The sequence below is a fragment of the Streptomyces sp. NPDC020742 genome (assembly GCF_040641675.1).
In the GTDB taxonomy this organism is placed as follows: Bacteria; Actinomycetota; Actinomycetes; order Streptomycetales; family Streptomycetaceae; genus Streptomyces.
In genome coordinates this window covers 740,652-765,404 of sequence record NZ_JBFAEA010000001.1, presented here as the reverse complement: position 1 = coordinate 765,404, position 24,753 = coordinate 740,652, and the positions used below count along the sequence as shown (strand labels likewise).

The window sequence follows — 24,753 nt, the reverse complement described above, 5'->3', positions numbered from 1 at the left end:
TCCACTTGAGGGGGGCTGCTGTCTCCCCCACCTGCCGGGCCAGCCCCGGATTGCTTCAGACAGCACATCTGGACCCCAACTGACAGGCAGGTGCTTGGAACCCATGAACGCACTATCTACGCGCAGAGCACGCGCGGTGATCGTGGCCCTGGCGGCCGGCTCGCTCGCGCTCACCGGCTGCAGCGGCGGCAGCGACTCCGGCAAGGACAAGTCGCAGACGGACGCGGACGCCGCGGCGCAGGCCAAGGTGATCCCGATGGGCACCGCCGCCGACTCCACCGGCCCGGCGGTCGCGGTCAAGGATGCGCGCAACGGCGGCACCATCCGCGTGTTCCAACGTGACAGCTACAACCACCTGGACCCGGGCCAGATGTACGTCAGCGACATGAAGTCGCTGTCGCAGCTGATCTTCCGCGGGCTGACCGCCTTCAAGCAGGACGACAAGGGCAACGCCAAGGTCGTGGGCGACCTCGCCACCGACGCCGGCCAGATGTCCGACGGCGGCAAGACCTGGAAGTACACCCTCAAGGACGGCATCAAGTTCGAGGACGGCAAGCCGATCACCTCGAAGGACATCCGTCACACGATAGAGCGGCTGTACGCCAAGTTCATCACCGACGGCCCGACCTACGTCCAGACCTGGCTGTCGGGCGCCGGCACGAGCTACCGCAAGGCGCTGCCGGAGGGTCCGTACAAGGGCGACCACCTGCCCAAGTCCGTCCTGGACACCCCGGACGACAAGACCGTCATCTTCCACTTCAAGAAGCCGCAGTCGCAGCTGCCCTACGCGCTGACGATGCCCGGCTACGCCGCGGTCCCGGACAGCGCCAAGGACACCAAGGACGCCTACGACGTCAAGCCGGTCTGCTCGGGCCCGTACAAGATCGCGTCGTTCAAGTCCGGCAAGTCCATGCAGCTGGTGCGCAACAAGAACTGGGACGGCAAGACGGACCCGGTGCACCACCAGTACCCGGACGGCTACAACATCACCTTCAACCACCAGGCGTCGGACTCCACCAAGCGCCTGATGGCCGACCAGGGTGAGGCCAAGAACGCGGTGAGCTTCACCAACCAGGTGGACCCCACGCTGACCAAGGACGTGCTGAGCAACGCCAGCGCCAGCAAGCGCCTGGTGCAGGGCTACCAGCCCTACGTCTGGCAGATGAACTTCAACATGGACCGCCTCAAGGACAAGAAGATCCGCGACGCGATCACCTACGCCCTGCCGAACCAGCAGATCGTCCGGCTCAACGGCGGCAGCTACGGCGGTGAGATCGCCGGCGGTCTGCTCGCCCCGACCGTGGCGGGCTACAAGAAGGGCTACGACCCCTACGGCAAGCTGACGCACCCCAACGGCGACCCGGAGAAGGCCAAGAAGCTCCTCAAGGAGGCCGGTAAGACGGGCATGAAGCTCGTCTACGCCTACTCCAACACCGAGGCCCGCCAGAAGGAAGCCGTCGCCATCGAGGACGCGCTGACCAAGGCCGGCTTCAACGTGCAGAAGAAGGAGGTCGACGCGGCCTCCTGGTACGAGCAGATGGGCAAGGTCGACAACGGCTTCGACATCTACATGACCGGCTGGGGCCAGGACTGGCCGGACGCCTCGACGGTCATCCCGCCGTCCTACGACGGCACCACCATCCAGGACGGCGCCTCGAACTACTCCCACGTCAACGACAAGCACGTGAACGCCGAGATCGCCCGCATCTCGGAGATCACCGACGTCAAGAAGGCGACCGAGGAGTGGCAGAAGCTGCACCAGTACATCGTGGAGAAGGTCAACCCGGCCGCGCCGGTCTTCTACACCAAGATGCTCCAGCTGGCCGGCTCGAACGTCGGTGGCGTCCGCTACAACCTGGACGTCAGCTACCTCGACCCGAACACGCTCTACCTGAAGAAGTAACGGTCCCGCCTGCCGACGGCAGGCAGACCGCCTGACGAAGGTCCTCCGGACGGCGCGCACACGGCGGAACGCGCGCCCTCCGGAGCCTTTGTCCGCCACCCCTCACGCCCACTGCCGCCGCCGTCCTGAGAGCAGCGAACTGCCATGCTTCAATTCCTACTTCGCCGGACGTTCGGCGCTGTTGTCATCCTCCTCCTGCTCAGTGCCTTCACCTTCTTCGTGTTCTTCGGGGCCGGTGACCCGGCCGCGATGTCCTGCGGAAAGAACTGCACCGCGGACAACATCGCGCTGATCCACCAGAACCTCGGCCTCGACAAGCCGCTGACCACCCAGTTCTGGGACTTCCTCGTCGGCATCTTCGCCGGCCGTGACTACTCCGTCGGACACTGCAGCGCCCCCTGCTTCGGCTACTCCTTCGCCACCAAGCAGGACGTCTGGTCGACCCTGATGGACCGGCTGCCCACCACCGCCTCGCTGGCCATCGGCGGCGCCGCGGTGTTCCTGACGGTGGGCCTGGGCACCGGCCTGCTCGCCGCCTACAAGCGCGGCTCGTTCCTGGACAAGTTCCTCACCTCGATCTCGATGGTGCTGAGCTCGGCCCAGATCTACATCCTCGGCCCGATCGCCCTGGGTCTGTTCGTCTACAGCGGGCTCATGGAGTCCCCCCGGTACGTGCCGATCACCTCGGACCCGGCCGGCTGGTTCATGGGGCTGCTGCTGCCCTGGGTCGTGATGGCGACGATCTTCACCGCGCAGTACACCCGTATGTCCCGCTCGACGATGATCGAGCAGCTGCAGGAGGAGCACGTCCGGACCGCCAAGGCGAAGGGCATGTCCAGCTCCTACGTCTTCCTGCGCTACGCCTGGCGCGGCTCGCTGATCCCCATCGTGACCATCCTCGGCATGGACCTCAGCTCGCTGTTCGGTGGCGCGATGATCACCGAGTTCACCTTCCAGCTGGCGGGCGTCGGACGGCTCGCGATCGACTCCGTCCTCACCCTGGATCTGCCCATGGTCCTGGGCGTGCTGGTCTTCAGCGCCGCCCTGATCCTGGTGTTCAACATCATCGTGGATGCGACGTACGCCTTCATCGACCCGCGCGTGCGCCTGTCCTAGGAGAGCCTGAAGTGACCACACTCACCAAGACCGAAGGCACCACCGTGCCGTCCGGGTCCGACCCCTTCCTGTCCGTTCGTGACCTGCATGTGCGGTTCTCCACCGAGGACGGCATCGTCAAGGCGGTCGACGGTCTCTCCTTCGATCTGGAACGCGGCGAGACCCTCGGCATCGTGGGCGAGTCGGGCTCCGGCAAGTCCGTGACCAACCTCGCGATCCTGGGGCTGCACAACCCGAAGGTCACCGAGATCGGCGGCGAGATCCACCTGGACGGCCAGGAGTTGACCGGGGCCCGGGAGAAGACCCTGGAGAAGCTCCGCGGCAACAAGATGGCGATGATCTTCCAGGACGCGCTGACCGCGCTGTCGCCGTACTACACGGTGGGCCGGCAGATCGCCGAACCGTTCATGAAGCACACCGGCGCCAGCAAGCGCGAGGGCCGGCAGCGCGCCATCGAGATGCTGACCAAGGTCGGCATCCCGCAGCCCAATCTGCGGGTCGACGACTACCCGCACCAGTTCTCCGGCGGTATGCGCCAGCGCGCGATGATCGCCATGGCGCTGGTCTGCAACCCCCAGCTGCTGATCGCCGACGAGCCGACCACCGCCCTGGACGTCACCGTCCAGGCGCAGATCCTCGACCTCCTCAAGGACCTCCAGCAGGAGTTCGGGTCCGCGATCATCCTGATCACCCACGACCTCGGCGTGGTCGCCAACACCGCGGACAAGCTGCTGGTGATGTACGGCGGCCGGGCCGTGGAGCGCGGCTCCGTCAAGGAGATCCTCACCGAGCCCCGGCACCCCTACACCTGGGGCCTGCTGAGCTCGATGCCGCGGCTCTCCTCGGACGTCAACGAGGCGCTGCACCCGATCCCCGGCTCCCCGCCGAGCCTGCTCAACCCGCCGTCCGGCTGCGCCTTCAACCCGCGCTGCGGCTTCACCGGCGAGGTCGACGGCGGCCGCTGCACCGAGGAGCGGCCGCTGCTGGAGCTGGGCCGGGCCGCCGCGTGCCACCTGAGCGCCGAGCAGAAGCAGACCTTCTTCACCGAGCAGATCAAGCCCCGGCTGGGCTAGGGAGCGACCACCATGACCGACAACGTCACCCTCCCGGCGCCCCGTGATGCCGCGCCCGCCCTGGGCGAGCCGCTGCTCACCGCCGAAGGCCTGACCAAGCACTTCCCGATCTACGGCGGCTTCCCGTTCAAACGGAAGGTCGGCGCGGTCCAGGCCGTCGACGGCCTGGACCTGACCGTGCACGCCGGTGAGAGCTTCGGCCTGGTCGGCGAGTCCGGCTGCGGCAAGTCCACCACCGGGCGGCTGCTGACCCGGCTGATGGAGCCGAGCGCCGGCAAGATCACCTACGCGGGCCAGGACATCACCCACGCGGGCCGCAAGCAGCTGGCGCCGGTCCGCTCCGAGATCCAGATGATCTTCCAGGACCCGTACGCCTCGCTCAACCCGCGGCAGACGGTCGGCACCATCATCGGCGGCCCGATGGAGATCAACGGGATCAACCCGCCCGGCGGCCGGGAGAAGCGGATCCGCGAGCTCCTGGAGACCGTGGGCCTGAACCCGGAGCACTACAACCGCTTCCCGCACGAGTTCTCCGGCGGCCAGCGGCAGCGCATCGGCGTGGCCCGGGCGCTGGCCCTGGAGCCGAAGCTGATCGTCGCGGACGAGCCGGTCTCCGCGCTGGACGTGTCCATCCAGGCGCAGGTGGTCAACCTGCTCCAGGGGCTCCAGCGCGAGCTGGGCATCGCCTTCGTGTTCATCGCCCATGACCTGGCGATCGTGCGGCACTTCAGCGAGCGGGTCGCGGTGATGTACCTCGGCAAGATCGTCGAGGTGGGCACCCGCGACGAGATCTACAACCGGCCGCGCCACCCGTACACCCACGCCCTGCTCTCGGCGGTGCCCGAGGCGAAGCTGGTGGAGAGCGCGGACGAGGAGCGGGAGCGGATCCGCCTGGCCGGCGACGTCCCCTCCCCGGTCAACCCGCCGTCGGGCTGCCGCTTCCGCACCCGCTGCTGGAAGGCGCAGGACAAGTGCGCCACCGAAGAGCCGCCGCTGGTGCAGCTCTCCGACAGCGCGGGCGGCCACCTGACGGCCTGCCACTTCCCGGAGGAGCCGACCACCGCTGCCCGCGACGAGGACATCGTCCTCGACCCGGCGCTGGCCGCGATCGAGGAGTCCGCGACGGACGAGTAGACCGCCGACCGGAGCGCCGCCGTGGTGGGGAGGTTCCCGCCACGGCGGCGCTGTCGTGTGCCGCGCGCCGCGGGCCCTTACCGGCGCCCCTCCCGGACCCCGGTCGGGTGGGCCGGCGGCGGCTATCCGCTCGGGACGACCCTGCGCTCCTCGGCGAAGTGGCAGGCCGAGGCGTGCCGCACCGGCCCCGCCGCGTCCCGGAACTCCGGGGGGATCTCCAGCGGCGGCTCCTGCGCCGCGCACAGCTCCTGCGCCTTCCAACAGCGGGTGCGGAAGCGGCAGCCGGACGGGGGGTCGGCGGGTGAGGGCACGTCGCCGGTGAGCAGGATCCGGTCGCGGGCCGCGCGGGCGCCCGGGTCCGGTACGGGGACGGCGGAGAGCAGGGCCTGGGTGTACGGGTGGGTGGGGTGGTCGTAGATCTGTTCGTCGGTGCCGATCTCGGCGAACCGGCCCAGGTACATCACCGCGACCCGGTCGGAGATGTGCCGCACCACGGACAGGTCGTGGGCGATGAAGACGTAGGACAGCTCGAACTCGTCCTGCAACTGGGCCAGCAGATTGACCACTTGGGCCTGTACGGAGACGTCCAGCGCGGAGACCGGCTCGTCCGCGACGATGATCTCGGGGCGCAGGGCGAGGCCACGGGCGATACCGATCCGCTGGCGCTGGCCACCGGAGAACTGGTGCGGGTAGCGGTTGACGTACTCGGGGTTGAGCCCGACCACCTCCAGCAGTTCCTGGACCCGCCGGCGGCGGTCTCCCTTGGGGGCCACCTCGGGGTGGATCTCGAAGGGCTCGCCGATGATGTCGCCCACCGTCATCCGGGGGTTGAGGGAGGTGTAGGGGTCCTGGAAGACCATCTGGATGTTGCGGCGCACGGCCTTCATCGCCCGGCCCGACAGCTTGGTGAGGTCCTCGCCGCGGTAGCGGATCCGGCCGGCCGTGGGGCGTTCCAGGGCGACCAGCAGCTTGGCGACGGTGGACTTCCCGCAGCCCGATTCGCCGACGATGCCGAGCGTTTCGCCCTTGTGGAGGTCGAAGGAGACCCCGTCGACGGCCTTGACCGCGCCGATCTGCTTCTGGAACAGCACGCCCCGGGTGAGCGGGAAGTGCTTGACCAGGTCGCGGACTTCGAGGAGGGGCTCACCCGGCGCCGGCCCGGTGGGCCGGTCCCCGGCGGTGTCACCGCGCACCATCGAGGGTCTCCTTCCAGAAGTGGCAGGCGCTGGCCCGGCCGGGGCCGACCTCGTACAGCGGCGGCGGGTCGGTGCGGCAGACGTCCTGGGCCAGCGGGCAGCGCGGATGGAACGGACAGCCCGGCGGAACGGCCGTCAGGCTGGGTGGCAGGCCCTTGATCGCGTGCAGCCGCCGGCCCTTGTGGTCCAGCCGCGGGATGGAGTCCAACAGGCCGCGGGTGTACGGGTGGGCGGGGGCCCGGTAGAGCTGGTGGACGGGTGCGGTCTCCACGATCCGGCCGGCGTACATCACCGCGATGGTGTCGGCGACGTCGGCGACCACGCCCAGGTCGTGGGTGATCAGGATCAGGCCCATGGTGCGTTCCCGCTGGAGCTCCGCGAGCAGGTCCATCACCTGCGCCTGCACGGTGACGTCCAGGGCGGTGGTCGGCTCGTCCGCGATGATCAGGTCCGGGCCGAGGGCCAGCGCCATGGCGATCATGATGCGCTGGCGCATCCCTCCGGAGAACTGGTGCGGGTAATCCCCCACCCGCGCCCGGGCCGCGGGGATGCCGACCCGCTCCATCAACTCCACGGCCCGGCCGCGGGCCTGTTTGCGGCCCGTCCCCTCGTGGACCTGGAAGACCTCCGCGAGCTGGGCACCGACGCTCAGGACGGGGTTCAGCGCGGAGAGCGCGTCCTGGAAGATCATGGCCATCCGGGCGCCCCGGATCCGTCGCCGCTCCTCCTTGCGCAGCGTCAGCAGATCGCGTCCCTGGAAGAGGATCTCCCCGCCGGTGACGTACCCGGGCGGGGAGTCGAGGATGCCCATCACGGCCTGCGCGGTGACGGACTTGCCGGAGCCGGACTCGCCGAGCACCGCGAGGGTCTGTCCGGGCGCCACGGTGCAGCTGATGCCGTTCACGGCCCGGGCGATGCCGTCCCGGGTACGGAACTCCACCCGCAGGTCCCGAACCTCCAGCAGCGGCGGGGCGCTGCCGCCCTCCGGCGTGCCGGCTCCGTTCGTCATCTGCCGTCTCCTCAGCGCAGCTTGGGGTCGAGGGCGTCGCGGACCGCGTCGCCGAGCATGATGAACGCCAGCACCGTGATGCTCAGCGCGCCGGCCGGCCACAGCAGCATGTGGGGGGCGGTGCGGATGTAGGTGGAGGCGGCGGAGATGTCGATGCCCCAGGAGATGGTGGGCGGCTTCAGGCCCACGCCCAGGTAGGACAGGGTGGCCTCCAGGGCGATGTAGGTGCCCAGCGCGATGGTGGCGACGACGATGACGGGGGCCACGGCGTTGGGGGCGATGTGCCGCAGCAGCAGCCGCCCACTGCCGGCGCCCAGCGCCCGGGCGGCCTGGACGTAGTCGTTCTGCTTGGCGGTGACCACCGCGCCGCGGGCGATCCGGGAGACCTGCGGCCAGCCGAGCAGCACGATGAAGCCGACGACCGGCCAGACGGTGCCGCTGGTGACCACGGACAGGAAGACCAGCCCGCCGAGGACCACCGGGATGCCGAAGAAGACGTCGGCGAGCCGGGAGAGCAGGGTGTCCGACCAGTTGCCGAAGAAGCCGGCCAGCCCGCCGAGCAGGCTGCCGAGCAGCGCGGCCCCCGCCGTGGCGCAGATGCCGACGGTGATGGAGGCCCGGGCCCCGTAGACGACCCGGGTGTAGACGTCCCGGCCCTGGGTGTCGAAGCCGAAGGGGTGGCCGGGCTGGGAGCCCTGCTGGGCCTTGGCCAGGTCGGCGCGGTAGGGGTTGCCGGTGGCGATCAGCTGCGGCCAGATCGCGATGACCACCAGGAAGACGATGACCAGCGCGGAGAGCACGAAGACCGGGTTGCGGCACAGGTCGTGCCAGGCGTCGCTCCACAGGCTGCGCGGCTTGCCCAGGGGTGCGCCGGGGGGCGGCGGGGCGGCGCCCGGCCGGCGCTCCAGTGACTCGGCCTCGCCGATGGCCAGGGCGGCGGGCCCGCCGTCACCGTGGCCGATGGCTTCCTTGGGGACGTAGGACTCAGGCATAGCGGATCCTCGGGTCGAGGACGGCGTAGAGCAGGTCGACGAGGAGGTTGGCGGCAAGGAAGACCAGCACCAGGATCGTCACGAAGCCCACCACGGTCGGCGAGTTCTGCCGGAGGATGCCCTGGTAGAGCTGGAACCCGACGCCGTGGATGTTGAAGATGCGCTCGGTGACGATGGCGCCGCCCATCAGGGCGCCGATGTCGGTGCCGATGAAGGTGACGACCGGGATCAGCGAATTGCGCAGCAGGTGGCGGGTGATGACGCGGTGCCGGGGCAGCCCCTTGGCGATGGCCGTACGGACGTAGTCGGCGCGGGCGTTCTCCGCGATCGAGGTACGGGTCAGCCGGGTCACGTAGGCGAGCGAGACCAGCGCCAACACCAGCCCCGGCAGCAGCAGTTCGTTCAGCGGCGCCTCGGGGGCGACGGACGGCGCGGCCCACGCCCACCGCACCCCGAACAGGAACTGCAGCAGATAGCCGCTGACGAAGGTCGGCACGGACACCACCACCAGCGTGGCGATCAGCACCGTGGTGTCGATGCCCCGGCCCCGCCGCAGGCCGCTGAAGACGCCCAGCACCACCCCCACCAGCATCTCGATGACGACCGCGACCAGGGTCAGCCGCAGGGTGACCGGGAAGGCGGTGGCCATCAGCTCGGTGACCGGCTGCCCGTTGAAGGCGGTGCCGAAGTTCCCCTGGAAGATCTGCCCCATGTAGTGCAGGTACTGCTTCCACAGCGGCTGGTCGAGGTAGAGGTCGCGGCGGATCTGCGCGGCGGTGGCCGGGTCCGGTGCCCGGTCGCCGAACATCGCGGCGACCGGGTCGCCCAGTGCGTAGACCATGAAGAAGATGAGAAAGGTGCTGCCGACGAACACCGGGACCATCTGCAGCAGCCGCCGGACGACGTACCGTCCCATGGGCCCGACCTCCTCCCCGCTCGGCTCAGTTGACCTTGATCGCGTTGTACACGGGCACTCCGAAGGGGTTCAGCGACACGTTGCTGATCCGGTCCGCATACGCGCCGCTGCCGTTCTGGTACCAGAGCGGAATGGACGGCATCTGCTGGGCGAGGATCCTCTCGGCGTCCTGGAACTTCGCGACGGCCTCGCCGGTGTCCGTCGCCGCGTTCGCCTGGTTGACCAGCTTGTCGAAGCCGGCGTTGCTGAACTTGCCGTCGTTGGCGGAGCCGTTGGTGTAGTACAGCGGCTGCAGGAAGTTCTGGATCAGCGGGTAGTCCATCTGCCAGCCGGCCCGGAACGGCCCGGTGAGCGACTTGGACGCGATCTTGTTGCGGAAGTCGGCGAAGGTGCCCACGGGCTGGCCGACGCACGCCCCGTCGTTGCCCAGCGAGCGGTTGATGCTGTTGCAGATCGCGTCGATCCAGTCCTTGTGGGAGCCGGTGTCGGCGTTGTACGTGAGGGTCATCCGGCCGCCGGGGATGCCGCCGCCCTCCTTGATCAGCCGCCGCGCCGCTGCCGCGTTGAACACACAGGCGTCGCCGCACAGCCCCGCCTCGTACCCGCCGGCCTTCCCCAGCACCGGCGAGGTCCAGTCGGTGGCCGGGGTGCGGGTCCGCTGGAAGATCTCCTGGGTGATCCGGTCCCGGTCGATCGCCATCGACAGCCCGCGGCGTACCTTCTCCGATCCCGGCCGCGTCCACCGCGGGTCGTACAGCGGGAAGGTGAGGGTCTGGATGATGCCGGCCGGCTGGTTGAGGTACCGGCCGCCGACGTCCCGCCGGACGTTGCGCAGCTGGGCGGCCGGCACGTCGTCGACCAGGTCGAGGTTGCCGGCCTGCAGGTCGGTGTAGGCGGTGTTGTTGTCGGTGTAGACCCGCAGGTCCACCCCGCCGTTGCGGGCCGGGTCGCTGCCGGGGTACTTGTCCCACTTGCGCATCCGCAGCACCGACCCCTTCTCGTAGGAGTCCACGAGGTACGGGCCGTTGCCGACCGGCTTGGCCAGCCAGGTGGCGTGGTCGGTGTAGAAGGTCCGGGGCAGCGGCATGTAGGCCGTGTAGCCCAGGGTGTCCGGCCAGGTGGAGAACTTCTGGCGGAGCCGGACGGTGAAGGTCCGCTCGTCCTTGACGGCCAGTCCGGACAGGGTGGCAGCGGTGGCCCGGCCGTGGTCCGGGTGCACCCGGTCGAAGCCGTCGATGTACTGGAAGAACGCCGCGTTCTTCTGCTTGTTGCTCAGCTTCGCGCCGTAATTCCAGGCGTCCACGAAGGACTTGGCGGTGATCTTCTCCCCGTTGCTGAAGGTCCACCCCGGTTTCAGGGTGACGGTGAAGTTCTGGGAGTCGCCGGTCTCGATCCGGTCGGCGATCACGTTCTCCGCGGCCCCGGTCCGGGGGTTGTACTGCTTCAGCCCCCGGAAGAGCATGTCCAGCACCTTGCCGCCCTGGACCTCGTTGGTGTTCGCCGGCTCCAATGGGTTCTGCGGATCCCCCCAGGACGCGCTCACCACTCCGGAGCGGCCGGCACTCCCCCCTCCGCAGGCCGTGGCCACGAGGACGGCACCGGCCGCGCACACCGCCCACCGCACGCGCGCCGCTCCACGCATGACGCCTCCTCAGCTCCGGATCCTGCCGCAGGGCTGTCCCGTAGCCACATCAGAGCGCACCGCGGGAGGTGGCGCACTCCGGCGGCGTCCGCCACTGCTCCGAAGACCGGAGAAAACCCCCGTCTGCGCGAACGGAGGCCAGGGCGGTGGCCGGCGGTCGCCCCCGCGCACGACGAAGGGGACCCCTCTCGGCGGGAGAGGGGTCCCCTGACGTCACCGGCCGGGGCGCGCCCGGCCGGGAAGGCGCCTTAGCGCTTGGCGCGGGAGGCGGTGCGGCCGCGCTCCTTCTGGTCCAGGACGACCTTGCGGATGCGCACGGCCTCCGGGGTCACCTCGACGCACTCGTCGTCGCGGCAGAACTCCAGGGACTGCTCCAGCGACAGCTTGCGCGGCGGCACGATCGCCTCGAACGAGTCGGCCGAGGAGGAGCGCATGTTGGTGAGCTTCTTCTCCTTGGTGATGTTGACGTCCATGTCGTCGGCGCGGGAGTTCTCGCCGACGATCATGCCCTCGTACACCTCGGTGCCCGGGTCGGTGAAGAGCACACCGCGCTCCTGGAGGTTGGTCATCGCGAAGGCAGTGACGGCACCGGCGCGGTCGGCCACCAGGGAGCCGTTGTTACGGGTGGTGAGCTGACCGAACCACGGCTCGTGACCCTCGTGGATGGAGTGCGCGATACCGGTGCCGCGGGTGTTGGTCAGGAACTCCGTACGGAAGCCGATCAGGCCGCGGGACGGGACGACGAACTCCATGCGGACCCAGCCGGAGCCATGGTTGGACATGTTGTCCATCCGGCCCTTGCGGACACCCATCAGCTGGGTGACGGCGCCCATGTGCTCCTCGGGCACGTCGATGGTCATCCGCTCGACGGGCTCGTACGTCTTGCCGTCGACCTGCTTGGTGACCACCTGCGGCTTGCCGATGGTCATCTCGAAGCCCTCACGGCGCATCTGCTCGACCAGGATGGCCAGCGCCAGCTCACCGCGGCCCTGCACCTCCCAGGCGTCGGGGCGCTCGGTCTCCAGCACGCGCAGCGAGACGTTACCGATCAGCTCGCGCTCCAGGCGGTCCTTGACCTGGCGGGCGGTGACCTTGCGGTCCTTGACCGCGGCCTTGGCGTCCGCGCCCTTGCCGGTGCCACCGCGGCCGACCAGCGGCGAGGTGTTGGTACCGATGGTCATGGAGATCGCCGGCTCGTCGACCGTGATCAGCGGCAGCGCGATCGGGTTCTCCGGGTCGGCCAGGGTCTCGCCGATCATGATGTCGGGGATACCGGCGACCGCGCAGATGTCGCCCGGGCCGGCCACCTCGGCGGGCTTGCGGGTGAGCGCCTCGGTCATCATCAGCTCGGTGATGCGGACGTTGGAGATGCTGCCGTCGCGCTTGATCCAGGCGACGTTCTGGCCCTTGCGCAGCTCGCCCTGCTCGACGCGGAGCAGCGCGATACGGCCGAGGAAGTTGTCCGCGTCGAGGTTGGTGACGTGCGCCTGGAGGGGGGCGCTCTCGTCGAACTCGGGGGCCGGGACGTGCTCCAGGAGCGTGGTGAAGAACGGCTCCAGGTTGGTGCTGTCGTCCGGGACCGTGCCGTCGGCCGGCTTGGTCAGCGAGGCGACGCCGTCCCGGGCGCAGGCGTAGACGATCGGGAACTCGATCTGGTCCTCGTCGGCGTCCAGGTCCAGGAACAGGTCGTAGGTCTCGTTGACGACCTCGTCGATCCGGGAGTCGGGGCGGTCGGTCTTGTTGATGCACAGGATGACCGGCATCCGGGCGGCGAGGGCCTTGCGGAGCACGAAGCGGGTCTGCGGCAGCGGACCCTCGGAGGCGTCGACCAGCAGCACGACCGCGTCGACCATCGACAGACCGCGCTCGACCTCGCCACCGAAGTCGGCGTGGCCGGGGGTGTCGATGATGTTGATCGTGATCGGGTCCCCGCCGTCCTTGGGGTGATACTTCACCGCCGTGTTCTTGGCGAGGATCGTGATGCCCTTCTCACGCTCCAGGTCGTTGGAGTCCATCATCCGGTCGTCGAGCTTCTCGGCGGCGTGCTCGGCGAAGGCGCCGGCCTGCTTGAGCATGGCGTCGACGAGGGTCGTCTTGCCGTGGTCGACGTGGGCGACGATGGCTACGTTACGGATGTCGTGGCGCGTGGGCACTGGCGGTGCTTCTCCCGGAATCGTGGATGGCGGCGCGTACGGTCCGGTACGCGCGCCCGCCGGGCATGATGACGCCACGGCCGCACCCCATGGTACGGGGCTGGGGCGACAAAGGCCGCCCCAGCCCGTATGAAGCACCGCTGACCTGCGGCTTCTTACTCTTTGTTGGTCTTGCCCGCACCCGCGGTTCCGACGGCGGCTACTTCTTGTAGCCGATGTCCTGGAAGCGGGGGGTGGCGAAGCCGAAGGCGCCGACGTTGGCCAGCGACTTCTTGGTCGCCACCAGCTCGGGTCGCTGGTAGAGCGGGATGGATCCGGCCGCCGCCCAGATCCGGGCGTCGGCCTGCTGCATCAGGGAGCGCGCGGAGTCCTCGTCCAGCTCGGAGGCGGCCTGGTCGAAGAGCTGGTCGATGTGGTCGGTGCCCACCCGGGTGTAGTTCTGCTCGACGGTCAGCGAGCCGTCCGGCGCGGGCTGCGGCTTGGCGTAGATCGGGCGGGCGTCGGTCGCCGGGTAGGCGGTGCCGGGCCAGGAGTACAGCGCCAGGTCGTAATCGCCGGAGGCGATGTGGTCCCGGAAGTAGCTGGCGTCGGAGACCCGCTGGACGGAGGTCTGCACACCGATCTTGGCGAGCATGGCGGCGATCCGCCGGCCCACCGTGCGCAGCTGCTCGGACGCCGCACCATCGGGGAGCACGAAGCGCAGGGTCAGCGGCTTGCCGTTCTTCTTCACGGCGGCGTGGACGGCCTTGTCGCCGGCCGGCGCCCGGCCGCCGGGCAGCCCCACGGTGCCGCGGGAGCCCCGGGCCGCGGTGTGCCCGGCGCCCGGGTGGCCGCCGGAGCCCGGCAGGTCGTGGGCCTGCCCGGTCTCGATGGCCTCGGCGGCGCCGAGGGCCTGCGCGGCGCGCTTCTTGTACCGCTTGTACCGCGCGTACGCCGAGGACTCCTTGTCGCCGTGCGCGGCGTCCTTGGCCCGGGCGGCCGCGTCCTTGTAGAACGCGGCGCTCTGCCGCAGCAGGGCGGACTGCTGGACCTCGGAGCCGACCGCGCCGGTGAAGGAGAGCGGGGCCTCGGCGGCGGCCGGCCGGACGCCCTCCTCCTGGTCGCCCTTGGCGGGCGCGCCGGCGTGGGCGGGGACCGGGCGGCCCGGGTTGCGGCCGTCGTAGCTGCCGTCGCCCTCGCCGTCGGTCCACCGGTCGCCGGAGCCGGCGCCGAAGCGGTCCTGGTAGTCGTCCTCGCCGTCCTCCTCGTACCCGTAGTCGCCGTCAAAGCTGCCGACCCGGGCCCCGGCGTGCCCGTCGGCCTGCTGACCGGAGCCGTCGGACTTCCAGCCGGCGTCGGCCAGCAGCGCCTTGGCCGCGTCGGCGTCCTGCTCGCCGACCGCCTCGCTGTGGTCCTCGTAGCCAGGCTGCCCGGCCATCAGCAGATGGCTGCCGAGCGGCTTGGAGGGCAGGCCGAGCGGCTTGAGGACGGTGTCGGCCAGGGCCTGCCGGTCGAGGGCGCTGGCCACCGCCCGGCGCACCCGGTCGTCGGCCAGCGGGCCGCTGCTGCCGTTGAGGGCGAGCTGGGTGTAGGCCGGCTCCAGGGCCTTGTGGAGCGCGTAGCCGCTCAGCGCGGACCGCGCCGGGGCTCCGGCGCGCCCGGCCGGGGCGCCGGCGTTGCCGGAGCCGATGCCGCCGGGGTCGACCCGCTTGGCCGTGGCCTGGTCCACCGCGGCGACATCGACGGTCCCGGCGGCCAGCGCCGCGGCCCGCTTCTCCCCGGGCAGCGACTCCAGCACGACCTTGCGGAGCCTGGCGGGCGCACCCCACCACGCCGGGTTCCGTACGAGGACGACCTGCCCCGCCGCGGCGTCGCGCTTCTGCACGCGGAAGGGGCCCGCGCTGACCTTCAGCTCCTCGCGGGCGCCGTCGTTGAAGGCATCGGCATTGCCCATCACGCCCCTGGGGTAGAGCGGGGTGAACAGCGACTGCCAGTCGGCGTAGGGCCGGGCGAAAGTGACCTTGACCTCGCGGCTGTTGGCGCCCTGCGCGACCTTGGAGATCCGGTCGTAGCCGGCGTTGCGGGCGGTCCAGAACGCGTTGTCCTTGCCGCGCAGCGCGGTCCACTGGGCGAGGAAGTCCGCGGCGGTGATCGGCTTGCCGTCGCTCCACCGCGCCTTGGGGTTGATCTTGTACGTGACGACCTGCTTCGGCTCGCGGGCGCTGATCTCCGCGGCGTCGAGGTAGTCGGCGTTGCGCTGCGGTGTGCCGTTGGCGTCGACGGTGAACATGCTGGGCAGCACCGCGCCGGTGATCCGGGTGGTGGTCGCGTCGGCGTCGGCCTGGAAGGCGTTGAGGGTGCCGGGCACGGTGTCCACCGCCCAGCGCAGGGTGCCGCCGTTCTTGAGTTCGCCGCGGGGTGCCGGGGCGATGTCCTGGGACGCCGAGGAGGACGTCTCCTGGCCCTCGCCGCTACAGCCGGCCAGGGCCGGCAGCGGGAGCAGCACCCCCGCCGCGACCAGCGCGGCGATGCGGCGTCTGCGGGCCGCGGGGGCGGGGTTGTCGTGGTCGGTCATGACTGTTACCTCCGGGGCTCGCCCGCGTCGCGCCGCTTGGCCGGTCCCTCTCCGGCGCACCACGTTCGGCCGACTTTGCGGCTCATCACATCTATGGGCCCCTACTGAAGGCGACCGATCGGCATCGGGCGGTCCGACACGGCGGAGGCGCCCCGAAGGCCACCCGCCCGGCCCAATACGGGGCACCCAGAGCCCCTTTCGGGGGTGTCGTCCGGACAGGCATCGCACACTTCCCGCACCGACGTTCGAGCCCGTCGTCGCCCGGAGTTGCCGAAACGCACCGGTTCGAGTCGTAATCGCGCGGGCCCCCTTCCCAACCCCTACTGTGACGCGCGACACTCTCGGGCGCATGAGATCGCCCGCCACACCTTCAGAAGTGAGGGCACGTGACATGTCATTTCAGGATGAACTGACGGCGGTGGAGCGCAGCCTGGACGACCTGGTCCGGTCGGTGGGCAGGCTGGAGGCACGGCTCGGCGCCGGCCTGGACATCCGTCGGGTGCGCAGCGACACCGACCACCTGCGCGAGAGCCTCGCACTGCTGAAGCAGGGGGCCGCGGCCTGGGCGCCCGCCCGCCCGAGCGCCGCCGCCGACCAGCTGGTGACGATCTCCGATGCCCCTTACGACGCCACGCTGTGGGCCGGTGCCGAGGACGAGGGCCTGGGCTCGCGCGGGCACGCCCCCTGACGACGGCGGGCCGAGCCCCGCCGTCCGCCCCTCATCCCGTCCCGCCCCGTCCGCCGCCCGACGGAGCGCCCTTCACGGAGACCGACGTTGGCCACTGGCACCGAACCCTCCTCACGTCCGGACGCGACCGGCGTGCACACCGCCTCGCGCGCCACCATCCCCGCCCGCCACCTGCGCACCGACCGCTGGTGGCTGGCGCCGGCCATCACCGCGGCCGGCCTGCTCGCCTTCATCGTCTACTCGACCTGGCGGGCGTTCGCGAACGCCGACTACTACCACGCGCCCTATGTCTCGCCGTTCTACTCGCCGTGCCTGGCGGAGAACTGCCACACCATGCGCGGCGGGCCCAACTGGGAGCTCTTCGGCAGCTGGTGGGGCCTGTCCCCCGCGCTGCTGATCCTGATCTTCCCGCTGGGCTTCCGGCTGACCTGCTACTACTACCGCAAGGCCTACTACCGCGGCTTCTGGGCGTCGCCGCCGGCCTGCGCGGTCGCCGAGCCGCACAAGAAGTACACCGGTGAGACCCGCTTCCCGCTGATCCTGCAGAACGTCCACCGCTACTTCTTCTACTTCGCGGTGCTGGTCGCCGGCGTGCTGACCTACGACACCGCGCTCACCTTCCGCGACGAGCACTACGCCTGGGGCCACATGGGCCTGGGCACCCTGGTGTTCCTCGTCAACATCGTGCTGATCTGGGCGTACACCCTCTCCTGCCACTCCTGCCGGCACATCGTCGGCGGCCGGCTGCGGCACTTCTCCAAGCACCCGGTGCGCTACCGGCTGTGGGGCTGGGTCGGCAAGCTCAACGCGCGGCACATGCAGCTCGCATGGACCTCGCTGATCAGCGTGGCCGTGGCGGACTTCTATGTCTTCCTGCTGGCCAGCGGGGCCATCGAGGACCCCCGCTTCTTCTGACGACTGCTACTACTTCAGGAAAGGTGTGCCCCCCGATGGCGCATGTGGACCGGCAGGCATGGGACGTGGTCGTGGTGGGCGCGGGCGGCGCGGGTCTGCGCGCCGCCATCGAGGCCCGCGAGGCGGGCATGCGGACGGCCGTGATCTGCAAGTCCCTCTTCGGCAAGGCCCATACGGTGATGGCCGAGGGCGGCATCGCGGCCAGCATGGGCAACGCCAACGAGCACGACAACTGGCAGGTCCACTTCCGCGACACCCTGCGCGGCGGCAAGTTCCTCAACCACTGGCGGATGGCCGAGCTGCACGCCCGGGAGGCCCCGGACCGGGTGTGGGAGCTGGAGACCTGGGGCGCGCTCTTCGACCGCACCGCCGACGGGCGGATCTCCCAGCGCAACTTCGGTGGCCATGAGTACCCGCGCCTGGCGCACGTCGGCGACCGCACCGGCCTGGAGCTGATCCGCACCCTCCAGCAGAAGATCGTCTCGCTGCAGCAGGAGGACGAGCGGGAGTTCGGCGCGTACGACGCCCGGCTGAAGGTCTTCCAGGAGTGCACCGTCACCCGGGTCCTGAAGTCCCCCGACGGCGACCGGGTGTCGGGCGCCTTCTGTTACGAGCGGGAGTCCGGCCGGTTCTTCGTGCTGGAGGCGCCGGCCGTGGTGCTGGCCACCGGCGGCATCGGCAAGTCCTTCAAGGTGACCTCGAACTCCTGGGAGTACACCGGCGACGGGCACGCGCTGGCGCTGCTGGCCGGGGCGTCGCTGATCAACATGGAGTTCGTCCAGTTCCACCCCACCGGGATGGTCTGGCCGCCGTCGGTGAAGGGCATCCTGGTCACCGAGTCCGTACGCGGCGACGGCGGGGTGCTGCGCAACAGCGACGGCAAGCGCTTCATGTTCGACTACATCCCGGACGTCTTCAAGGAGAAGTACGCCGAGACCGAGGACGAGGGCGACCGCTGGTACGAGGACCCGGACAGCAACCGCCGCCCGCCCGAGCTGCTCCCCCGCGACGAGGTCGCCCGCGCCATCAACGCCGAGGTCAAAGCCGGCCGCGGCTCCCCGCACGGCGGGGTCTTCCTGGACGTCTCCACCCGGATGCCGGCCGAGGTGATCACCCGCCGGCTGCCCTCCATGCACCACCAGTTCAAGGAGCTGGCGGACGTGGACATCACCGCCGAGCCGATGGAGGTCGGCCCGACCTGTCACTACGTGATGGGCGGGGTGGAGGTGGACCCGGACACCGCGGCGGCGCTCGGGGTGCCGGGCCTGTTCGCGGCCGGCGAGGTGGCCGGCGGGATGCACGGCTCCAACCGCCTCGGCGGCAACTCCCTGTCCGACCTGCTGGTCTTCGGCCGCCGGGCGGGGCTGCACGCCGCGGAGTACACGGCGTCACTGACCGAGCGGCCGCAGGCCGACCCGCGGCAGGTCGAGGCCGCGGAGGCGGAGGCGCTGCGCCCGTTCAACGCCGAGGACTTCGCGGCGGCGGGCGGGGACCCGGTCCGCGAGCGGGGCCCGGCGGAGAACCCGTACACCCTGCACCAGGAGCTCCAGCAGGCGATGAACGACCTGGTGGGCATCATCCGCCGGGAGAGCGAGATGTACGAGGCGCTCAAGCGCCTGTCCGACCTGCGGGTGCGGGCCCGGCGGGCCGGCGTCGAGGGGCACCGGCAGTACAACCCGGGCTGGCACCTCTCCCTCGACCTGCGGAACATGCTGCTGGTCAGCGAGTGTGTGGCGCGGGCGGCGCTGGAGCGCGAGGAGAGCCGGGGCGGGCACACCCGCGACGACCATCCGGCGATGGACCGCAGCTGGCGCAACATCAATCTGGTCTGCCGGCTGGCCGACCCGCAGGGCGAGGCCCGGGCCGGGGACCCGGCACTGGGGCAGATCCGGCTCTCCCGCCGTGAGACCCCGCCGATCCGCCCCGACCTGCTGGAACTGTTCGAGAAGGACGAGCTGGCGAAGTATCTGACGGACGAGGAGCTGAGCCGGTGAGCGAGGCACAGACAGCACAGCAGGAGACCGGCGGGAACGGCCGGTCCGGCGCCTACCAGGCACACTTCCGGGTCTGGCGGGGCGATGCGGACACCGGGGACCTGGCGGACTTCACGGTCGAGGTGCACGAGGGCGAGGTGGTGCTGGACATCATCCACCGGCTGCAGGCCACCCAGGCGCCCGACCTCGCCGTCCGCTGGAACTGCAAGGCGGGCAAGTGCGGTTCGTGCAGTGCGGAGATCAACGGGCGGCCGCGGCTGATGTGCATGACGCGGATGTCGGTGTTCGACCGTACGGAGACGATCACGGTCACCCCGATGCGGACCTTCCCGGTCATCCGCGACCTGGTCACGGACGTGTCCTTCAACTACGCCAAGGCGCGGGAGATCCCCTCGTTCGTGCCGCCCCCGGAGCTGGGGCCGGGCGAGTACCGCATGCGGCAGGAGGACGTCGGCCGCTCCCAGGAGTTCCGCAAGTGCATCGAGTGCTTCCTGTGCCAGGACACCTGCCATGTGGTGCGGGACCACGAGGAGAACAAGACCGCGTTCGCCGGTCCGCGGTTCCTGATGCGGATCGCCGAGCTGGACATGCACCCGCTGGACGCGGCGGAGGACTCCGGCATCGACCGCAAGACCACCGCGCAGGACGATCACGGGCTGGGCTACTGCAACATCACCAAGTGCTGCACGGAGGTCTGCCCCGAGCACATCAAGATCACCGACAATGCGCTGATCCCGCTCAAGGAGCGGGCCGCGGACCGGAAGTACGACCCGCTGGTGTGGCTCGGGAACAAGATCCGGCGGCGTACCGAATGATCCGGCCGGTGGCCACGTAGGGCGCTTCTTTTGGCTCTTCGTGGATCAGGGAGGAGCGCCCCGGCCTCGGGGCGACGGCGCGCGGGCCGCGGGAGACGGGTACGACACCCGTCTCCTGCGGCCCGCGACCGCGTGTGCGGCGGCGTCCGCCGCTGCGGCTCCGGCTCGGCTGCCGGCGTGGCGGTGCTCAGAACAGGCTGAGCAGCGCCTCCGCCGGGTCCGGCGCCGCCGACTCCCCGTCCGGCAGGGCGAGTTCAAACCAGACGGTCTTGCCGCGCGGGGTACGGCGGCTGCCCCAGCCCTGGCTCAGCAGGCCGACCAGCTGCAGGCCCCGGCCGCCCTCGTCGGTGTCGCGGGCACGGCGGCGGCGCGGCTGGGCGAGGTCGGCGTCCCAGACCTCGCAGACCAGGGTGCGGTCCAGCAGCAGTCGCAGCCGGATCTCGCCGTGGCCGTGCCGGAGCGCATTGGTCACCAGCTCGCTGACCAGCAGCTCCGTGGTGTCAACCAGGTCCTGTAGGCCCCAGTCCAGCAGCTGTTCACGGGCCAGCTCCCGGGCCCTGGCCACCGAACGGGGCTCGGGCGCCAGGCTCCAGTCGCCCACCGCCTCCTTGGGCAGGCCGTGCACCCGGGCCATCAGCAGGGCGATGTCGTCCTCGCCGTGCGAGGTGTCCAGGGCGCCGAGCACATGGTCACAGGCGTCCTCCAGCGTCCGCCCGGCGTCCGAGAGGGCCGCGCGGAACGCCTCCAGCCCCTCGTCGAGGGGGTGGTCCCGGGACTCCACCAAGCCGTCGGTGTAGAGCGCGAGCAGCGCCCCGTCCGGCAGCTCGACCTCGATCTCCTCGAAGGGCTCCCCGCCGACGCCCAGCGGCATCCCCGGCGGTACGTCGAGCAGCAGCGCGTCCTCGCCTTCCTCGACCAGCACCGGCGGCAGATGCCCGGCGTTGGCGAAGGTGGCGCGCCGGGTGACCGGGTCGTAGACGGCGTAGACGCAGGTGGCGAGGTAGACCTCGGAGAGGTCGGCGGCCGCGGCGGAACGGCCGGGCTCCAGCGCGCCCCGGGCGGAGCCGGACCGGCTGCGGGCGGCCCGGGCGGTGGACCGGCCGTCGCCGTTGCCACCGAGCCCGCGGGCGATCTCGTCCAGCGCGGAGAGCACCTCGGCCGGCTCCAGGTCCAGCAGGGCCAGGGTCCGTACGGCGGTGCGCAGTTCGCCCATCGCCACGGCGGCGCGCAGCCCGCGGCCCATCACATCGCCGACGACCAACGCCGTGCGGTGTCCGGGGAGTTCGATCACATCGAACCAGTCACCGCCGACCTCGGTGGCGGTGGTGCCGGGCAGGTAGCGGCAGGCGATGTCCAGGCCGGCCGCCTCCGGGTCGCCGGGCGGCAGCAGGCTGCGCTGCAGTATCAGGGCGCGCTCGTGCTCCCGGCGGTAGAGGCGGGCGTTGTCGATACAGACCGCGGCGCGCGCGGCCAGCTCGACGGCGAGCGCGGTGTCGCGTTCCCCGAACGGCTCGCTGCCCTTGGTACGGGAGAACTGCACCAGCCCGACGACGGTGTCCCTGGCGACCATCGGGACGGCGAGGGTGGAGTGCACCACCGCGCCCAGCTCCGGCCCGTCATCGCTCTCCCGGCCGGGGACGATCTGCGCCTGGGCGGTGCGCAGGGCGCCCGCACAGGGGGAGTTGAAGGGGTAGCGGTGGACCGCGCCGACCGCGACCGGCCCACCGGGGCCGCCCTCGGCCGCATCGCCGAACGGGGCGTCCGAGACGGCGCTGGCGAAGGCGACCCGGCGCAGCTCGGCGCTGCCGTCGCTCATGCCGGGCGGGGCCTCGTCGCCGGCCAGCAGGCCCTGGTAGAGGTCCACCGAGGCCAGGTCGCAGAACTGCGGTACGGCGACGTCGAGCAGGGTGCGGGCGGTGGTCTCCAGGTCGAGGGAGTTGCCTATCCGGGCGCCGGCCTCGTTGAGCAGCGCCAGGTTGCGGCGGGCGTTGGCCGCCTCGCGCTCGGCCCGGCGGCGGCCGGTGACGTCCGCGGCCAGCGCCGCGACGCCGATGGGGCGGCCGCTGGCGCCGTGCAGCCGGTAGAGCGACACCGACCAGCGGCGGCGCTCCTCCTCACCGGGCGCCAGGCCGACCACCTGCATCTCGGTGACCGGCTCACCGGTCTCCAGGACGCGGGCGAGCGCAGCGGTCATCCGCTCGGCCTCGGGCCGGGGCAGGAAGTCGTGCGGCGTGCGGCCGCGGTACTTGCTCGCCGGGCCGCCGAAGACGGTGGCGAACCGCTCGTTGACCCGCAGCAGCTTGAGGTTGGTGCCGAACAGGGTGAAGCCCATGGGGGATTGGCCGAAAACGGCCTGCGAGGCGGCGAGGTCGGTCTCGATGCCGCGCAGCGCGCGCACATCGACCACCACACAGACCGCGGCGCGCTCGCCCTCCTCGTTCTGCGAGGGCATCACATAGATCTCGGCGAGCCCGTCGGCCGGCCCGCCCTCCTCCCTGCGGTAGGGCACCAGGCCGGTCCACTCCCGGCCGTCGAGTATCTCGGACACCTTGCGGCGCCCGGTCTCGCGCAACTCGCTGGGGACGAAGGCCTCGATGGGGTCCTTGCCGATGGCGTAACGGGCCGGGATGCCCAGCAGGTGCTCGGCCCGTTCGCTCCACTGGTCGATCCGCCCGTCGGGGCCGAGCGAGAAGGAGGCCACCCGGATGTAGTCGTAGATCGAACCGGGGCGGCTGCTCTGCCATACCGGCGCACCGTGCAACTCGCGCACGTGCGGATGGCCGCCTGGGTCGCCGGGGCCCTCCACACCGCCCTGACCATCGGCCTGTGCGGGTTCTGCCCCGCCGGATGACATCTTGCTCACGAGCCCCGTCCCCTCCAGCTCATCGTGCCCGGACCGGACCAACCTGAGTATCCAGCACCTCGGCTATCCGGAACACGGTCTTCACGATCACAGCACAGTCTCGATCGCAGGCCATCAACAGAATGTCGATGAAATGGCAACGATCAGGACTCCACCTGTCTCCTAACCAGCCACCGACAGCTCGAACCACACTGTCTTGCCACTCTTTCCGCGCCGGGTCCCCCAGCGGCGCGAACTGCATGCGACCAGCTGCAATCCGCGCCCTCCCTCGTCATCGGGGGCGGCGGTGCGCTCCTGCGGCGGGTCGGGCAGCGGATCGGAGACCTCAACGAGCAGCCCGCCGGCACCCAACAGCACCATACGGACCCCGATCGGCCCGCTGGCATGGCGCAGCGAGTTGGTGACGAGCTCACTGACCAGGAGTACGGCCACATCGGCGGCGCCGTTCAGTCCCCAGTCGACCAGCACCCGGCGGACCACTGTGCGGGCGGTGCGCACCGCGTCGGGCTCGGCCGGGAAACTCCATTCGGCGACCGCTGAACCGGTGGTCGTACCGCGCTTGCGGACCTGGTGGGAGGCGGACTCCGGGACCCCTGCCGCTGCGCTGTCGCTCACGCCGATCACATCCCAGACCGTGGCATCCCCGTCGGACTGACCACACCGATGGGGTCAATCTGGACATACCCGAATTCGAGGCTGAAGTACCGCCTTCAACGGTGCACTGTGGCACAAATGGCTTATATGGGGAAGGCAACGTTCCACAAGCTCCGGTGAGCGGGCGGGCGTACGCGGCAGGCCCGGCCGGACACACCGCGCGCAAGCGGGGCGACCGTGCGCACCCGGCGGGCTCAGGTCACTCGGGTCACTTCGGCGGGACCCCGGCAACTCGGGCGACAGGGCTTAGTGCCGCATGCCCGGCATCGCGGCCGCCGCGGCCAGCCGGCGCATCGCCTCGGCCACCGCGGGGCGGTCCTGGTCCAGCCAGTCGACCTGCTGCTCCTCACCGGGGCGCAGCCAGCGCAGCTCGTCGTGGTCCTGCAGCGGCTGCGGCACCCCGGACACCAGCCGGGCCGTCCACACCTGCAGGACGTAGCCCGGCCGCAGCACCCACTCGCCCGGGATCCGCTCGCCGGCCGCCGCCTCGACGCCCAGCTCCTCGCGCAGTTCGCGCTCCAGCGCCCGTTCGGGCGTCTCGCCGTCCTCCACCTTGCCGCCCGGCAGCTCCCAGCGGCCGGCCAGCGCGGGCGGTGCACTGCGCCGTGCGGCCAGCAGCCGCCCGCCCTCGCACACCGCTCCGCCCACCACTACGCGCACCGTCGTCATGCGCGGCAGCCTACGTCCCCCGCTCCCGTCCCGCTTCTTCCCGCGGCCCCTCAGGGCGCCGTACGGCCGACCCGCTCGACCACGTAAAGCTGCCCGCGGCCACGGGTGTCGAGCCGGTCGGCCACCCGCTCCGCCTCCGCCCGGGTGGCATAGCGACCGACGCGGTACCGGTTGCCGCCTTCGTCCTGGCGGATGACGAGCCAGGGCAGTACGGCTCCACCGTCGGTCATTGCGCCCCTCCGTCCGCCGCACAGCGCGCCGTCACGCGCCCCTCCCCTGCTGAGGCCGAAATCCCAATCCGCATATGCCCGAGCGTACGCCCGACCTTCACTCAACGGATATGGATTTACACAAAGAGATACCGAACCGGCCACCCGCGGACTTCCTCCTACCGGAAGTGGCCCGCGAGTGGCCGGTTCGCGCCCTGTGGCGGGCGGTCGCTCTCTGTCTGGCGAGGCGGTGTACGC

19 protein-coding genes are annotated in these 24,753 nt (G+C 70.7%); 8 read left to right on the top strand and 11 right to left on the bottom strand.

What is annotated here, in order from left to right; genetic code table 11:
• Positions 1–103: 103 nt before the first annotated feature.
• The 4 genes from AB0G84_RS03305 (at position 104) to AB0G84_RS03290 (ending at position 5,226) form a co-directional block, all read left to right on the top strand.
• Positions 104–1,903: an ABC transporter substrate-binding protein gene (locus tag AB0G84_RS03305; protein ID WP_361314703.1), complete on the top strand. Its 1,800-nt coding sequence runs from the start codon at positions 104–106 to the stop codon at positions 1,901–1,903.
• A gap of 144 nt (positions 1,904–2,047) precedes the next feature.
• On the top strand, positions 2,048–3,019 hold the full coding sequence (locus AB0G84_RS03300; RefSeq protein WP_361314700.1) for an ABC transporter permease: 972 nt from the start codon (positions 2,048–2,050) through the stop codon (positions 3,017–3,019).
• 11 nt (positions 3,020–3,030) lie between these two features.
• Complete coding sequence (locus AB0G84_RS03295; protein ID WP_361314697.1) at positions 3,031–4,092, top strand: ABC transporter ATP-binding protein; 1,062 nt, start codon at positions 3,031–3,033, stop codon at positions 4,090–4,092.
• Positions 4,093–4,104: 12 nt separating this feature from the next.
• Entirely contained in the window at positions 4,105–5,226 is a 1,122-nt protein-coding gene (locus AB0G84_RS03290) for a dipeptide ABC transporter ATP-binding protein (RefSeq protein ID WP_361314694.1), read from the top strand.
• Positions 5,227–5,348: 122 nt separating this feature from the next.
• On the opposite strand, the gene AB0G84_RS03285 is transcribed toward AB0G84_RS03290, so the two are convergent.
• The 7 genes from AB0G84_RS03285 to AB0G84_RS03255 all read right to left on the bottom strand — a co-directional run bounded on the left by AB0G84_RS03285 (position 5,349) and on the right by AB0G84_RS03255 (position 15,688).
• Positions 5,349–6,422: a dipeptide ABC transporter ATP-binding protein gene (locus AB0G84_RS03285; RefSeq protein ID WP_361314692.1), complete on the bottom strand. Its 1,074-nt coding sequence runs from the start codon at positions 6,420–6,422 to the stop codon at positions 5,349–5,351.
• Positions 6,409–7,431: an ABC transporter ATP-binding protein gene (locus AB0G84_RS03280; RefSeq protein ID WP_361314689.1), complete on the bottom strand. Its 1,023-nt coding sequence runs from the start codon at positions 7,429–7,431 to the stop codon at positions 6,409–6,411. The genes AB0G84_RS03285 and AB0G84_RS03280 overlap by 14 nt, the downstream gene beginning before the upstream one ends.
• Positions 7,432–7,442: 11 nt before the next feature.
• On the bottom strand, positions 7,443–8,423 hold the full coding sequence (locus AB0G84_RS03275) for an ABC transporter permease (RefSeq protein WP_361314686.1): 981 nt from the start codon (positions 8,421–8,423) through the stop codon (positions 7,443–7,445).
• A complete protein-coding gene (locus tag AB0G84_RS03270; protein ID WP_361314684.1) occupies positions 8,416–9,339 on the bottom strand; it encodes an ABC transporter permease in 924 nt (307 codons plus the stop codon). Before AB0G84_RS03270 ends, AB0G84_RS03275 begins: the two co-directional genes overlap by 8 nt.
• Positions 9,340–9,364: 25 nt before the next feature.
• Complete coding sequence (locus AB0G84_RS03265; protein ID WP_361314681.1) at positions 9,365–10,981, bottom strand: ABC transporter substrate-binding protein; 1,617 nt, start codon at positions 10,979–10,981, stop codon at positions 9,365–9,367.
• 248 nt (positions 10,982–11,229) lie between these two features.
• A complete protein-coding gene (typA, locus tag AB0G84_RS03260; protein ID WP_361314678.1) occupies positions 11,230–13,134 on the bottom strand; it encodes a translational GTPase TypA in 1,905 nt (634 codons plus the stop codon).
• 199 nt (positions 13,135–13,333) lie between these two features.
• Complete coding sequence (locus AB0G84_RS03255) at positions 13,334–15,688, bottom strand: ABC transporter family substrate-binding protein (RefSeq protein WP_361314675.1); 2,355 nt, start codon at positions 15,686–15,688, stop codon at positions 13,334–13,336.
• Between the two features lie 391 nt (positions 15,689–16,079).
• On the opposite strand from AB0G84_RS03255, the gene AB0G84_RS03250 reads away from it, so the two are divergent.
• The 4 genes from AB0G84_RS03250 (at position 16,080) to AB0G84_RS03235 (ending at position 20,100) form a co-directional block, all read left to right on the top strand.
• The gene (locus tag AB0G84_RS03250) at positions 16,080–16,376 is read left to right on the top strand and encodes a hypothetical protein (protein WP_361314672.1); all 297 of its coding nucleotides are present in this window, start codon (positions 16,080–16,082) and stop codon (positions 16,374–16,376) included.
• A gap of 87 nt (positions 16,377–16,463) precedes the next feature.
• Positions 16,464–17,291, top strand: a complete 828-nt coding sequence (locus AB0G84_RS03245; RefSeq protein WP_361314669.1) for a hypothetical protein — start codon at positions 16,464–16,466, stop codon at positions 17,289–17,291.
• Positions 17,292–17,326: 35 nt separating this feature from the next.
• Positions 17,327–19,285, top strand: a complete 1,959-nt coding sequence (locus AB0G84_RS03240) for a fumarate reductase/succinate dehydrogenase flavoprotein subunit (RefSeq protein ID WP_361314666.1) — start codon at positions 17,327–17,329, stop codon at positions 19,283–19,285.
• Complete coding sequence (locus tag AB0G84_RS03235) at positions 19,282–20,100, top strand: succinate dehydrogenase/fumarate reductase iron-sulfur subunit (RefSeq protein ID WP_361314664.1); 819 nt, start codon at positions 19,282–19,284, stop codon at positions 20,098–20,100. Before AB0G84_RS03240 ends, AB0G84_RS03235 begins: the two co-directional genes overlap by 4 nt.
• Before the next feature lie 187 nt (positions 20,101–20,287).
• Here AB0G84_RS03235 and AB0G84_RS03230 read toward each other — a convergent pair whose 3' ends face one another.
• From AB0G84_RS03230 to AB0G84_RS03215, 4 genes are all read right to left on the bottom strand, one after another.
• On the bottom strand, positions 20,288–22,954 hold the full coding sequence (locus AB0G84_RS03230; RefSeq protein ID WP_361315128.1) for a SpoIIE family protein phosphatase: 2,667 nt from the start codon (positions 22,952–22,954) through the stop codon (positions 20,288–20,290).
• 171 nt (positions 22,955–23,125) lie between these two features.
• On the bottom strand, positions 23,126–23,587 hold the full coding sequence (locus AB0G84_RS03225) for an ATP-binding protein (RefSeq protein WP_361314662.1): 462 nt from the start codon (positions 23,585–23,587) through the stop codon (positions 23,126–23,128).
• Between the two features lie 276 nt (positions 23,588–23,863).
• On the bottom strand, positions 23,864–24,286 hold the full coding sequence (locus tag AB0G84_RS03220; RefSeq protein ID WP_361314659.1) for a (deoxy)nucleoside triphosphate pyrophosphohydrolase: 423 nt from the start codon (positions 24,284–24,286) through the stop codon (positions 23,864–23,866).
• A gap of 50 nt (positions 24,287–24,336) precedes the next feature.
• On the bottom strand, positions 24,337–24,516 hold the full coding sequence (locus tag AB0G84_RS03215) for an SPOR domain-containing protein (RefSeq protein ID WP_361314656.1): 180 nt from the start codon (positions 24,514–24,516) through the stop codon (positions 24,337–24,339).
• Positions 24,517–24,753: the final 237 nt, after the last annotated feature.